11 protein-coding genes are annotated in these 12,971 nt (G+C 62.3%); 10 read left to right on the forward strand and 1 reads right to left on the reverse strand.

Annotated features, from left to right (window positions below; all coding sequences use genetic code 11):
* Positions 1 to 473: 473 nt before the first annotated feature.
* Both N8H74_RS25985 and N8H74_RS25990 read left to right on the forward strand, forming a co-directional pair.
* Complete coding sequence (locus N8H74_RS25985; protein ID WP_262151379.1) at positions 474 to 833, forward strand: hypothetical protein; 360 nt, start codon at positions 474 to 476, stop codon at positions 831 to 833.
* 447 nt (positions 834 to 1,280) lie between these two features.
* Positions 1,281 to 2,600: a hypothetical protein gene (locus N8H74_RS25990; RefSeq protein ID WP_262151380.1), complete on the forward strand. Its 1,320-nt coding sequence runs from the start codon at positions 1,281 to 1,283 to the stop codon at positions 2,598 to 2,600.
* Positions 2,601 to 2,654: 54 nt separating this feature from the next.
* On the opposite strand, the gene gspI is transcribed toward N8H74_RS25990, so the two are convergent.
* Complete coding sequence (gene gspI / locus N8H74_RS25995; protein WP_262151382.1) at positions 2,655 to 3,032, reverse strand: type II secretion system minor pseudopilin GspI; 378 nt, start codon at positions 3,030 to 3,032, stop codon at positions 2,655 to 2,657.
* Between the two features lie 145 nt (positions 3,033 to 3,177).
* Between gspI and gspG the strand changes: the two genes are divergently transcribed.
* The 8 genes from gspG (at position 3,178) to N8H74_RS26035 (ending at position 12,792) form a co-directional block, all read left to right on the forward strand.
* On the forward strand, positions 3,178 to 3,636 hold the full coding sequence (gspG, locus tag N8H74_RS26000) for a type II secretion system major pseudopilin GspG (protein ID WP_217833474.1): 459 nt from the start codon (positions 3,178 to 3,180) through the stop codon (positions 3,634 to 3,636).
* Between the two features lie 8 nt (positions 3,637 to 3,644).
* Positions 3,645 to 4,598: a type II secretion system minor pseudopilin GspK gene (gene gspK, locus N8H74_RS26005; protein WP_262151386.1), complete on the forward strand. Its 954-nt coding sequence runs from the start codon at positions 3,645 to 3,647 to the stop codon at positions 4,596 to 4,598.
* Positions 4,595 to 5,761, forward strand: a complete 1,167-nt coding sequence (gene gspL, locus N8H74_RS26010; protein WP_262151388.1) for a type II secretion system protein GspL — start codon at positions 4,595 to 4,597, stop codon at positions 5,759 to 5,761. The genes gspK and gspL overlap by 4 nt, the downstream gene beginning before the upstream one ends.
* On the forward strand, positions 5,754 to 6,299 hold the full coding sequence (locus N8H74_RS26015) for a type II secretion system protein M (RefSeq protein WP_262151389.1): 546 nt from the start codon (positions 5,754 to 5,756) through the stop codon (positions 6,297 to 6,299). Before gspL ends, N8H74_RS26015 begins: the two co-directional genes overlap by 8 nt.
* Positions 6,296 to 8,662, forward strand: a complete 2,367-nt coding sequence (gene gspD / locus N8H74_RS26020; RefSeq protein ID WP_262151391.1) for a type II secretion system secretin GspD — start codon at positions 6,296 to 6,298, stop codon at positions 8,660 to 8,662. The genes N8H74_RS26015 and gspD overlap by 4 nt, the downstream gene beginning before the upstream one ends.
* Positions 8,659 to 10,065, forward strand: a complete 1,407-nt coding sequence (gene gspE, locus N8H74_RS26025) for a type II secretion system ATPase GspE (protein WP_262151393.1) — start codon at positions 8,659 to 8,661, stop codon at positions 10,063 to 10,065. The genes gspD and gspE overlap by 4 nt, the downstream gene beginning before the upstream one ends.
* On the forward strand, positions 10,065 to 11,276 hold the full coding sequence (gspF, locus tag N8H74_RS26030; protein WP_262151395.1) for a type II secretion system inner membrane protein GspF: 1,212 nt from the start codon (positions 10,065 to 10,067) through the stop codon (positions 11,274 to 11,276). The genes gspE and gspF overlap by 1 nt, the downstream gene beginning before the upstream one ends.
* A gap of 409 nt (positions 11,277 to 11,685) precedes the next feature.
* A complete protein-coding gene (locus tag N8H74_RS26035) occupies positions 11,686 to 12,792 on the forward strand; it encodes a substrate-binding domain-containing protein (protein WP_262151397.1) in 1,107 nt (368 codons plus the stop codon).
* The last annotated feature ends 179 nt before the right edge of the window (positions 12,793 to 12,971 follow it).

Here is a 12,971-nt window from a genome sequence, read left to right on the forward strand (position 1 = left end):
GCTTCTGTCGAGTCGCGCGCAATGCCTTTGCGCCCTGACTGGGTTTACGCTTTGTGCGCTGGAAATTGCCGGCATGGTGCGGATTCACTTAAGTGGAGAGGGGCCGCAGTACGGTCTCGATAAACACCAATGTGTAAAGGACATCTCCAGACACTCTCTCAGGCTACATATCCTTGCGCCGTTGCCTACAGCTACGCCAGAATCCGCCGGCTTGTGCGTTTTTGGGGTGGATTCTACTGTGGTCCGGTCGCTGACGAATCAGTGATCGGATTTGACCGTCCGCCCAACATCAAGGCGCACCAGCGTTCTGCACGTGTTCAGGCATTGTCTGAAATCATGTCGCGGTGGCTGTGCGTGGGACACCTTCGGGTGTGCCGGATTCCTTGATGTCCGGTCGGTCAACCCGCGTACAGCTGCCACCCTGTTTGTTTGACCGCGAACGGTGGCGGCTCCAGTCATCAAGGAGCTTCACCATGATCAAACCAACACCCAACCCGCCCGAAACCGACTCGGTTTCCCCCTACGAATCCATCGATTCCAGAAAACTCCACGAAGCCGCCGACCGCGCGCTCGACCATTACCTCTGTCCGCCCGGCTTCACGCCGCCCCCACGTAAAAATCGCGGGATGTATGCCGTGACCGCGGACAACAAAAACGAAGAACTGCTGATCGATGCCAGTGAAACACTCGCTTCCGCCCAAACCATTGCCCATAACGTCGCCAGTCTGATGCCGGCTTCGCAGCGTCGGGCGTTGTTGGGGATTGCGCAGTTGATCATGCTCGGGGAGTTGGCGGTGAATCGGGCGTTGGATAATTTGCAATTGCCGGGATGAGGCAGACCTCGGGATCGCCTGCTGATTAAACGGAGTGTCGATTCTGGCGCCTTCGCGAGCAAGCTCGCTCCCACGGGGTTTTATGTTGTTCACAGATAGTGTGTAGGACGCTGAAATCTGTGGGAGCAGGGCTGGCAGAGATGGCGATGGCACATGCGCTGTTTCTGATGCCTGGTCGTGAGTGGGGAAAAGGGGACTGATTCATTTCAATCGCTGATCACACTCCGTCCCATCGCAACGGGCCATTTTGCGTTGTGCCACGACCAAGAATATGCATCAGTGCATTGATTATATATGCATTAATGCATATTCTTGTTTCCAGCCGGATTTACAGGCCGGCCAGAAACGAATCTCTTCAGTCTAATCGCAACCCGTCCTCAACACCTCAGGTTGCAACCGAGCCCCGCCAGACGCGGAGCTTTTCCCACTCAAAAGGATTTATGCCCAATGACAGAAAACACCACAAACAGTGTCGCCCAGATTGATTGCATCACGGTCGACACCCTTGCTGATCTGCGCGCCGTTAGTTCGGCCACGTACAAGAAGGTTTCAACGCTTGGTTTTTATGCTCGCGGAGATGGAGGGCATGCCGAGTACGTTTTGGACACAACAGGCACGACGACCAACGAGGCGAGTCCCATGGTCATCGTCGCGAACGATGGTGGCCGTTGGAAGTTGATGCACGATGGTAATGTCACCGCCGAGCAGTGTGGCTTCAAGCGCGATGGCTCGGTGAATACCCAAAGTGTCTTGAATCTGGCGATCGCTGCAGTGACGGCTGCAGGCGCGAGAATCGTGTGGGGTTACGGCACTTACGTCTGCGAGTACATCGGGATCATTCCGAACATGTCCTGGGTTGGTAAAGGGCAGTTCTTTACCATTCTCAAGGCCAGGAATGGCCTGAATACGGATTTCATTTCTTCGAACTTCAACGTCAACACCAACAACGTTTCTATTGTCGGTATGCAACTCGACGGCAACCGCGCCAATAACACCAGCGGGAACACGTTTGCACTCAAAGGCGCCAAGCAGAATCTGCGGCAGGTCACCATCACGCAGTCTGCTTCCCATGGTCTGATCACTGATTTCGACATCATTGATGCTGAGCGCAAGCTGGGTTTTGAAAGTACGTACGAAGACATTCTGATTGACACTACGGGGCGTCATGGCTGGTTGTATAACGGTCCGACCGATTCCTCGATGACCAACGTTACATTGCTGGACTGCGGCGTTTCAGCGGATAACTCCTGGTTTGGGCTGTATGCAAGCAGGAATTTCAGAGCGGATAACCTGCATCCCTGGAACCGTTCTTCCACCAGTAATGTTCCAGCAGCATCTGTTTATATCGAAAGCTCGGCACCCGGTTGTACGGCTGTCAACTCACACTTTGAGGGGGGCCACTGCCCACTCGTCATTCGCAGCAATCAGAATTCATTCAGCGACTGCGATTACTACGCGCCCCGTGGCAGCTATTGCATCGATAACCAAGGGACGGCGAACAAGATCAGTGGTGTACTTGGTGCGACAGCGGCAGCGGTGAACCCCAATTACGCGGGTATTCGGATGGGGGGTGTAGGTAACATGATCGACCTTACGGACGGTGGATGTGTGAACGGTGCAATCGACTTCAATGGCAGTCAGGGCGGTAATCTTGTCCGAATCTCTGGCTATCGGAATTCGGGTGTTCCTTATGTCGGAACGCCTAATTTCGCGGATGTCGTGCTTCTGGTTATTCTCGGTGCGGGAGGCGGGGTACTAAAACACTAATCGGCTTGATTCATCCGTCCGAGGTTGTCAGCTATGTCTGGCGACCTCGGCCATTCAGTCTTGAGGCCGATTCAACAACGTCTCTAGCCGCGCCAACGCCGGCCCCTCCCGGCTCCGATCAAACACCTGCACTCCAACCCGGAGCAACCGCCCATTCTCCGCCGCCCCAATCACCTGCTCACACCGCAACAACAACCGCCCCTGATCACACTCCAGCACCTTCATCCCCATCGGCAATCGCCCCTCCAGCCGCAACTCCGCCATCCGACTCTGCGCCGCAATCAACGCAATCGAACGATCACGCAAAATCCCGCTGCTCTGTGTCATCAAACCCGCCACGCGTACAGCAGCGGACAGGGCCACGGCGATGATCGCCAGTGCCACCAGCACTTCAATCAGGGTAAATCCAGCTTCTCGGGAGGGCGCGCGCATCGGGTTCTCGGGGCTCGGGCAGCCCTTGAAGCTAACGCCCGCGCTTGACCGCTTGACGACCAAAACTCCCGAGGATTTTCAACATCCCTGACATATCTTCTTGCAACACTGCGCGTCGAATTGAATCAAGCCAGGAAATGACGAGATGGATATCGTGCAGTTCAAACAGCCTGTTCAACCGCCCCGGCTGCCGCGCGCGCAGCAGGGTTTTACGCTGATCGAAATCATGGTCGTGGTGGTGATTCTCGGGATTCTCGCGGCGATGGTGGTGCCCAAGGTGCTGGATCGGCCGGATCAGGCGCGGGCCACGGCGGCGAAGCAGGACATCGGCGGTTTGATGCAGGCGCTGAAGCTGTATCGCCTCGATCACGGTACGTATCCGACCATGAACCAGGGCCTGAAAGTGCTGGTGGAGAAACCGGCCGATGCGAAGAACACTAACTGGCGTTCGTACCTGGAACGCCTGCCGAACGATCCCTGGGGTCGTCCTTATCAATACCTCAACCCCGGCGCCAACGGCGAGATCGACATCTTTTCCCTCGGCGCCGACGGCCAGCCTGACGGCGACGGCGTGAATGCCGACATCGGTTCCTGGCAGTTGTAAGGCCGCCCATGAACAGCCGATCGGAACAGCAGGGGATGGCGATCATCAGCGCCTTGCTGATTGCCGCCGTGGTCGCGGTGATCGCAGCAGGGATGCTGACTCGCCAGAGCGTGTCCACCCGTGCGCTGGAAGCCGAGCAACTGCGTGTGCAGGGCCGATGGTTGCTGCTCGGCGGGCTGGAGCTCAGCCGTCAGTTGCTGTGGGACGCCCGCCAGCGCGACCCGTTGACCCGACTCGATCAGCCGTGGGCGCAGCGTCTGCAAGCCCAGGGTTTCGACGGGCGGCTGGAGGACGAGCAGGGCAAATTCAACCTGCGCAACCTGGTGGCCAACGAGCGGGTCGACGAGGCGCAGGTCGAGGCGTTTCAGCGTCTGTGTGAGCTGATCGGTGTCAGCAGCGCGTTGACCCAGCGCATCACGACGCGGGTGATCGCCTCCTATCCTCATCTGCTGAACGCGCCCGTGGCAGACAAAAATCTGACGAGCAGCAGTTTCGACAGCGGCCGCAGCACCTCGCCGGGGGCTTCGCGTAAACCGCAGCCGCCGAGCTTGCCGATGCTGCGCACCCTCGACGATCTGCGCAGTGTCGACGGGGTCAACGATGCGGTCATCGGTAAACTGGCCACCTACGTGACGGTGATCCCGGCCACCACCTGGCTCAATGGCAACACCGCCACGGCACCGGTACTGGCGGCGTATGTGCCGGGGCTGTCGCTGGAGCGCGCGCAGGCGCTGATTAACGAGCGCGACGCCGGGCGCTGGTTCATCAACCGGGGCGACTTCGTCAACCGCTTGCGCATGCCGCAACTGGACATGATCACGGTCAAGGTCGGCATCACCAGCGAGTGGTTCCGCCTGCGTGGCGAGGCCCGTCGCGAGCAGCGCCGGGTCAATCTCGATGCGTTGCTGCATCGCGGCGAAGACCGGTTGCCGCAAGTGATCTGGTCGCGGGTGGGTGTATGAGCCAGTTGCGCGTGAGCCTGCCGCCACTGGCGCAGTTGAGCCCGGAGAGCGAATTGAGCTGCGTCTGGCTGGATCGCCAGGGCCAGGTGACGCGCGAAGAACGCCTGCGCCTGAGCCAACTGCCGAAGCAGCCGCTGGTGTGTTTTCTCCATCCCGCCGACAGCCTGCTGGCCAGCATCGAGCTGCCACCCTTGCCGGCGAGCAAAACCACCGCCGCCGTGCAATGCGCGGCCCAGGCCTTGATGCTGGGTGACAGCAGCCAGATGCACATCGCCCATGGCCCGCGAGATGCGGCGGGGCAGGTGCGGATTGCCTGGCTCGCGCTGAAGGATCAGCAACAGCTGTTTCAGTTGTTGCAGCAACAGGGTCTGAGCGTGAAAGGCCTGTACCCGGCGGCCTATGGTTTGCCGGTGATGGCCGGTGGCGTCGGTTGCCGCCATGACGATCATCTGCTGTCGCGCGACAGCCTCGATGCGGCGCAGGTGCAGCCGCTGATCGACGAGGACTGGTCGCTGGAATCCGGCCTGCCGGTGAACTGGATCGGTGCAGCGACGCCGGAGGGTGTGCAGTCGGTATTGGCCGACAACCAGCGCTGCGCCGGGCCGCCACCGGGTTGGGGGCTGCACAACGGCATGCAATCCCACGGCAGCGAACATCGCGGCTGGGGCCGGGCACTGGGTTGCTGCGCGGTGGCGCTGGCGGTGTGGGTGATTGGCCTGAACCTGTACGCCGCCCGCGAGGCCGGTCAGGGCCAGCAACTGAAAGTGCAGATGAGCCAACGGGTCAAACAGGCCTTCCCCGAGTTGCCGGTGATCCTCAATCCGCTGCAACAGGCTCGCCAGCAATTGGCGGCGCGCAAAGAGGGGGCGGCGGACGATCCCGCGCAACTGTTCAAGCGACTGGTGTTGCAGGCCGGCAGCGGCATGCCGTTCATGGCTGGCAGCGTGGAGCGGCTGGTATTCGCCGAGGGCACGTTGCAACTGACACAACTGGCCGATGCGCGGCGGGTGGGCGGCGACAAATCCTGGCAAGACACCCTGGCCCAGGCCGGCATCAGTGCCAGCGCCGACGACGGCGGCTGGACCTTGCGTCCTTCCGGGGACGTCAGCGCCGCGACCACTGACGCCGATGCCGACGACAGCAGCGGAGCAGAAGATGAATAACCCGTCGTTGGCGATGTATCGCGCCCGTTGGCAACGTTTTTACAGTCAGGCGCGCACCCGTTGGCAGGCCCTGGCGCTGCGGGAAAAACGCATGGTCGGCGGCATGGCCGTGGTTGTCGTCAGCCTGCTGGTGTGGGTCGCGTTGATCGAGCCACCGCTGAAAAAGATTGCCTACTGGCAAGCCGAAACGCCAAAGCTGCGGGCGCAGACCGAAGCGCTGGAGGTGCTGCTGCGCGAGGTCAATGTCAGACCGGACGGGCAGCACCTCGAACAAGCGCTGCAACAGACGCTGCAGGCCAGCGGTCTCAGCGGGCATTTTCAGCTCAAGCTTGCGCAGCCGGGCACTTGGGAATTGAGCTTCGACGCGGCCCCGGCCGATGCCGTGCTCGATTGGCTGCTGAGCAATCCCGCGCAATTTTCGCTGCAAGTGGTCGAGGCCCGGTTGCAACGGGCCGACGCCACCACTGATGACACCGCCGGCACTCTGTCGGGCACCGTTCGCATGGATCAGGCGCTGGGCGCTAAGGAAGCTTCATGAAGGGGTCAGGATCCAAACGCATGGCGCTGCCGATGCTGTTGATGGCACTGAGCGCGTGCAGCAACACCACCGCGCCGAATCAACCGCCGTTGCTGGTCGACAGCGAACTCGGTCGGCCGTTGGGCAACACCCAGCGCAGCGGTGACGCGGTGCTGGACCGCGAGCGCGCGCAAGCGCAGGCCCGGCCGGCGCCCAAGCAATTGCACAACATCACCGAACGGGCGCGCAGTGGCGGGGCACGCGGCAGCGCGTTGCCGGCCAATCCACTGGGCGATCAACCGGTGACGCTGAACTTCGTCGACGCCGACATTCAAGCGGTGGTGCGCGCATTGTCCCGCTCCACCGGGCAGCAGTTTCTCGTCGATCCTCGGGTCAAGGGCAACCTGACTCTCGTGTCCGAAGGGCAGGTGCCGGCGCGTCAGGCCTACGACATGCTGCTGGCGGCGCTGCGCATGCAGGGCTTCAGCGTGGTTGATGTCGGCGGCGTCGCCCAGGTGGTGCCGGAGGCGGACGCCAAGTTGCTCGGCGGGCCGATCTACAGCGCCGACAAACCGGCCGGCAACGGCATGCTCACGCGCACCTTTCGTTTGCAATACGAGAACGCGGTCAACCTGATTCCGGTGTTGCGCCCCATCGTGTCGCCGAACAATCCGATCAACGCCTATCCGGGCAACAACACGATTGTCGTCACCGACTACGCCGAAAACCTCACGCGCGTCGCGCAACTGATTCAGGGCATCGACACGCCAAGCGCCATCGACACCGACGTGGTGCAGATCCAGAACGGCATCGCCGCCGACATCGCGCCAATGGTCGCCGACCTGCTCGACGCGCCGGGCAATGATCCGACGCAGAAAATCGCCGTGATCGGCGACCCGCGCTCCAACACCATCATCATTCGCGCCGGCAGCCCCGAGCGCACGGAGCTAGCGCGCAACCTGATCTACAAACTCGACAACGCCCAGAGCAACCCGAGCAACCTGCATGTGGTGTACCTGCGCAACGCCCAGGCGGCGAAACTGGCCCAGGCCCTGCGTGGGTTGCTGACCGGCGAGAGCGACAGCGGCACCAGCGACAATGCGCGTTCGGTGCTCAGTTCAATGGGCAGCACCAGCGGTTCCGGCGGTCAAAACGGTCAGAGCGGCACGCAAACCAGCGGCACGACGTCAACCGGTTCCAACGGCAACACCGGTGGCAGCTACGGCCAGACCGGCAACTCGACCAGCAGCAGCGGCAGCGCCCAAAGCAGCGAACAGAACGTTGCCTTCAGCGCTGGCGGGGTGACGATCCAGGCCGACGTCACCACCAACACCTTGCTGATTTCCGCGCCGGAACCCCTGTATCGCAGCCTGCGCGAAGTCATCGACCTGCTCGACCAGCGCCGCGCCCAGGTGGTGATCGAAAGCCTGATCGTCGAAGTCGGCGAGGACGACGCCAGCGAGTTCGGCGTGCAATGGCAGACCGGCAACCTCGGCGGCAACGGTGTGATCGGTGGGGCGAACCTCGGCGGGTCCGGGATCAATACCAATGGCAAGACCAGCATCGACGTGCTGCCGCAAGGCTTGAACCTCGGTTACGTCAACGGCACGGTGGACATCCCCGGCATCGGCAAGATCCTCGACCTGAAAGTGCTGGCCCGCGCCTTGAAGAGCAAGGGCGGCACCAACGTGCTGTCGACGCCGAACCTGCTGACCCTGGACAACGAAGCGGCGAGCATTTTTGTCGGCCAGACCATTCCGTTTGTCAGCGGCAGCTACGTCACCGGCGGCGGAGGCACCAGCAACAACCCGTTCCAGACCGTGACCCGCGAAGAGGTCGGCCTGAAGCTCAATGTGCGGCCGCAGATTTCCGAGGGTGGCACGGTCAAGCTCGACATTTATCAGGAAGTCAGCAGCATCGACGAACGCGCTTCCGCTGCCGCCACCTCGGCGGGGATCGTCACCAGCAAACGCGCGATCGATACCAGCATCCTGCTCGACGACGGCCAGATCATGGTGCTTGGTGGCTTGCTTCAGGACGGCTACAGCCAGAGCAACGACGCGGTGCCCTGGCTGTCGACCATCCCCGGCATCGGCGCGCTGTTTCGCAACGAACGCCGTTCGATCACCAAGACCAACCTGATGGTGTTCCTGCGCCCGTACATCATTCGCGACAGCGAAGCGGGGCGCAGCATCACCCTCAATCGCTACGACTTCATGCGCCGTGCCCAGGGCGGCCTGCAACCGGAACGCAGTTGGGCGATGCCGGACATGCAGGCGCCGCAACTGCCAAGCGCCGCGCAGGGTGTACCGGCACCGAACGCCGTTTCCGGCCCGCGCGCGACGATCAAAGCGGTGCCGCTCGAGCCAGGGCCACGGTTATGAGCAGCCTGCCGTACGCCTGGGCCAAGGCCCAACGCATCCTGCTGTGCGACGGGGTGCTGACGGTGTGCCCGACGACGCCGGGCTGGTCGATCAGCGAGGTGCGCCGGCAGTTCGGCCCGACGCAGCTTGCGCGGGTGCGGGATGACGAACTCGATGGCCTGCTCGCCAGTGCCTACGCCGACACCGGCAGCGCGGCGGCGGTGGTCGGGGCGGCGGAGAACGAAGTCGACCTCGATCGCCTGATGCAGGACATGCCGGAAATCACCGACCTGCTCGACACCCAGGACGGTGCGCCGGTGATTCGCATGATCAACGCCTTGCTCACCCAGGCCGCGCGTGACGAGGCCAGCGACATTCACATCGAGCCGTTCGAAACCCATTCGGTGGTGCGCTATCGGGTCGACGGCACCCTGCGTGACGTGGTGTCGCCGCGCAAGGCGTTGCACGGCGCGCTGGTGTCGCGGATCAAGATCATGGCCCAGCTCGATATCGCCGAAAAACGCCTGCCTCAGGACGGGCGTATCGCGTTGCGGGTGGCCGGGCGACCGATCGACATTCGGGTGTCGACGGTGCCCACCGGTCATGGCGAACGGGTGGTGATGCGTCTGCTCGACAAACAGGCCGGACGCCTGCAACTGGAAACCCTGGGCATGGACGCGCAAGTGTTGGCCAAACTTGACAACCTGATCCGCCAGCCCCACGGCATCGTGCTGGTCACCGGCCCCACCGGCAGCGGCAAGACCACCAGCCTCTACGCGGCGCTGGCACGACTCGACGCCAGCACCAGCAACATCCTCACCGTGGAAGACCCGGTGGAATACGACCTGCCGGGGATCAGCCAGATTCAGGTCAACGCCAAGATCGACATGACTTTCGCCCTGGCGCTGCGGGCGATTCTGCGTCAGGACCCGGACATCATCATGATCGGCGAAATCCGTGACCTGGAAACCGCACAAATCGCGGTGCAGGCGTCGCTGACCGGTCACCTGGTGCTAGCGACGCTGCACACCAACGACGCGGTGTCGGCGGTCAACCGCTTGATCGACATGGGCGTCGAACCGTTTCTGCTGGCCTCGTCGATGCTCGGCGTGTTGGCACAACGGCTGGTGCGACGGCTGTGCAATCAATGCAAACAGGAAGATCCGGCGACGCCGGGGACGTGGCGGCCGGTCGGTTGCGCGGCGTGCAATCACACCGGCTACAGCGGTCGTACCGGCATTCATGAGTTGTTCTGCATTGACGACGACATCCGCACCTTGATTCACAACGGGGCAGGGGAGCAGGCCTTGCGCGCGGCAGCGCAGCAGGCCGGGATGTTCAGCCTGCGCGAGGACGGTGAGCGCTGGATCCGCAGCGGCGCCACGGCCCCTGAAGAAATCCTGCGCGTGACACGGGACGCCTGATGAATCGCTATCGTTTTGAAGCCGCCGACGCCAGCGGCAAGATCGAAACCGGGCATCTGGAGGCGGACAGCCAGGGCGCGGCGTTCGGTGTGTTGCGCGGCCGTGGTCTGACGGCGTTGTCGGTGCAACAGGAAAGCAGCGTCGCCCACAGCGCCGGGGGTGGATTGTTCAGCGCCAGGCTCTCGGACAACGATCTGGCCTGGGCCACCCGGCAACTGGCAAGCCTGCTCGGCGCCAGCCTGCCACTGGAAGCCGCACTGAGCGCCACGGTCGAACAGGCGGAAAAAAAGCACATCGCCAACACCCTCAGCGCGGTGCGTGCCGATGTGCGCAGCGGCATGCGCCTGGCCGAAGCACTGGCGGCGCGGCCAAGAGACTTTCCCGAAATCTACCGCGCACTGATCGCGGCGGGGGAAGAGTCCGGCGATCTGGCGCAGGTGATGGAGCGGCTGGCGGACTACATCGAGGAGCGCAACAACCTGCGCGGCAAGATTCTCACCGCGTTTATCTACCCCGGCGTGGTCGGGCTGGTGTCGATCGGCATCGTGATTTTTTTGCTCAGCTACGTGGTACCGCAGGTGGTGAGCGCGTTTTCCCAGGCGCGCCAGGATCTGCCGGGGCTGACCCTGGCGATGCTTACCGCCAGTGATTTCATCCGCGCCTGGGGCTGGTTGTGTGCCGCGCTCATGGCCGGGGCGTTCTGGAGCTGGCGTCTGTATCTGCGCAATCCGGCGGCGCGGCTGAGCTGGCATCACCGGCTGCTGCGATTGCCATTGTTCGGGCGCTTCATTCTCGGTCTGAACACCGCGCGCTTCGCCTCGACCCTGGCGATTCTCGGCGGTGCCGGGGTGCCGTTGTTGCGTGCGCTGGAGGCGGCGCGCCAGACCCTGTCCAACGACCGTCTGAGCCTGAGCGTCAGTGAGGCCACCGCCAAGGTCCGCGAAGGGGTGAACCTGGCGGCGGCGCTGCGGGTGGAGAACGTGTTTCCACCGGTGCTGATTCACTTGATCGCCAGCGGCGAGAAAACCGGCGCACTGCCGCCGATGCTCGAACGCGCGGCGCAAACCCTGTCCCGCGACATCGAGCGGCGGGCGATGGGCATGACCGCGTTGCTCGAACCCTTGATGATTGTGGTGATGGGCGGGGTGGTGCTGGTGATCGTGATGGCGGTGCTGTTGCCGATCATCGAGATCAACCAGTTGGTGCAATAGTCACCTCGAAGTGTCCCTCGTGGGAGCCGGCCCGCCCGCGAAGAGGCCGGCCCCAACAATAAATTCCGCAATTTTTTTCACCCGCCCTGGCATCACCCGAGTGCCGTCCCGGCCATCCTCGGGTTCTCCTTTCTGTCATCTGCGACGGCCCGTCAACGGCTCCAGCCCGTTTCGCCGAAAAGCCCGGTCCAGACAGGCCCGAGCGGCCCCGAAACACCCGAGAAAATCCCCTTGAAATCAGCCCTCGGCTCCCGAGGTTTTTTCCTTTATCTGTCACCGGAAACTGCGAATTTCTCAGTGCGACTCAACCACGGACCCCGCTTGCGAAGGTCAGCGGTGAGTCCTCCCAGTGTCATGCAAGAAACCTGAAACCCTCAGTCCACAACCTGTGTTGAAAAGGAGATTCTTCATGTTCAAGCGCACTCTGATCGCCGCCTCACTGACCATCGCTGCTTTGTCTTGCGCCCAGGCCATGGCCGCTAACGTAACCGGTGGTGGCGCGACTCTGCCTGCCGCTCTGTACAAAGGCTCTGCCAACAGCATCCTGCCTGCCAACTTCAGCTACCTGGGCACCGGTAGCGGCACTGGCAAGTCCGCTTTCCTGACCAACAACTCGGCACTGTTCAACACCACCGGCACCGTTCACTTCGCCGGTAGCGACTCGATCCTCAGCGCCTCTGAAATCAGCACCTACAACGGCGCCTTCGGTGCTTCGTACGGCCCGCTGATCCAACTGCCATCGGTTGCCACTTCGGTTGCCATCCCTTACAAGAAGACCGGTCAAACCGCTCTGAACCTGACCAGCGCCCAACTGTGCGACGTGTTCTCGGGCACCGTCACCAAGTGGGGTCCGCTGCTGGGCACTTCTGACAACACCGACATCCGCGTCGTGTACCGCAACGTTTCCAGCGGCACCACCGAGATCCTCAGCCGTCACCTGGCGTCGATCTGCCCAACCAAGTTCACCGTCAACTCCACCTTCACCAACGCGCGTCTGCCAGCCGGTTCCGCGCTGCCATCCAACTGGGTAGGCGTGGCTGATACCTCCGCCGTTGCCTCGACCGTGAACGCGGTTGACGGTTCGATCGGTTATGTCGGTCCGGACGGTGTCAACGCTTCGAGCAACGCTGTGGTTGCCCGCGTCAACGGTGTTCAGCCGACCACCGCCAACGTGACCGCCGCGCTGTCGACCGCTCCACTGCCAACCGCGCCAGCCAACCCGGCTCAGTGGGCACCAGTGGTTGCCAACCCTTCGACCGGCTACCCGATCTCTGCCTACACCAACTTCATCTTCGGCCAGTGCTACAAGGATGCAACCGTGGCGGCTGACGTGAAGGCCTTCCTGACCCAGCACTACAGCGTGCCAGGCAACACCGTCGCTACCGTGGCTCACGGCTTCAGCGTGGTTCCGACCAACTGGAAAAATGCTGTAACCGCCAACTTCGTCACCAACTCCACCGGCAACAAGCTGGACATCAACAACGCCAGCGTCTGCAACACCATCGGCCGTCCATAAGCGTCACGATTCACCCCGCCGTACCGATGGCAGCCCCTTTTGGGGCTGCCATTTTTTTTGCCGCGACGCGCCGTTACACCGCCATCGTGAAGTTTGTGTGACATCCGTTCGGTCGCGCGCCTCGCCAACCGCCTATGTCGTAACAGCAGGTTGTTGCCGACCTGCGGCCAACAAAAGGA

Source organism: Pseudomonas sp. B2M1-30 (genome assembly GCF_025447575.1).
GTDB lineage: Bacteria > Pseudomonadota > Gammaproteobacteria > Pseudomonadales > Pseudomonadaceae > Aquipseudomonas > Aquipseudomonas botevensis.

Bases quoted from the DNA above. Each gene is read 5' to 3' on its own strand.
- N8H74_RS25985 (WP_262151379.1), top strand. From the start codon at position 474: ATGATCAAACCAACACCCAACCCGCCCGAAACCGACTCGGTTTCCCCC.
- N8H74_RS25990 (WP_262151380.1), top strand. From the start codon at position 1,281: ATGACAGAAAACACCACAAACAGTGTCGCCCAGATTGATTGCATCACG.
- gspI (WP_262151382.1), bottom strand. From the start codon at position 3,032: ATGCGCGCGCCCTCCCGAGAAGCTGGATTTACCCTGATTGAAGTGCTG.
- gspG (WP_217833474.1), top strand. From the start codon at position 3,178: ATGGATATCGTGCAGTTCAAACAGCCTGTTCAACCGCCCCGGCTGCCG.
- gspK (WP_262151386.1), top strand. From the start codon at position 3,645: ATGAACAGCCGATCGGAACAGCAGGGGATGGCGATCATCAGCGCCTTG.
- gspL (WP_262151388.1), top strand. From the start codon at position 4,595: ATGAGCCAGTTGCGCGTGAGCCTGCCGCCACTGGCGCAGTTGAGCCCG.
- N8H74_RS26015 (WP_262151389.1), top strand. From the start codon at position 5,754: ATGAATAACCCGTCGTTGGCGATGTATCGCGCCCGTTGGCAACGTTTT.
- gspD (WP_262151391.1), top strand. From the start codon at position 6,296: ATGAAGGGGTCAGGATCCAAACGCATGGCGCTGCCGATGCTGTTGATG.
- gspE (WP_262151393.1), top strand. From the start codon at position 8,659: ATGAGCAGCCTGCCGTACGCCTGGGCCAAGGCCCAACGCATCCTGCTG.
- gspF (WP_262151395.1), top strand. From the start codon at position 10,065: ATGAATCGCTATCGTTTTGAAGCCGCCGACGCCAGCGGCAAGATCGAA.
- N8H74_RS26035 (WP_262151397.1), top strand. From the start codon at position 11,686: ATGTTCAAGCGCACTCTGATCGCCGCCTCACTGACCATCGCTGCTTTG.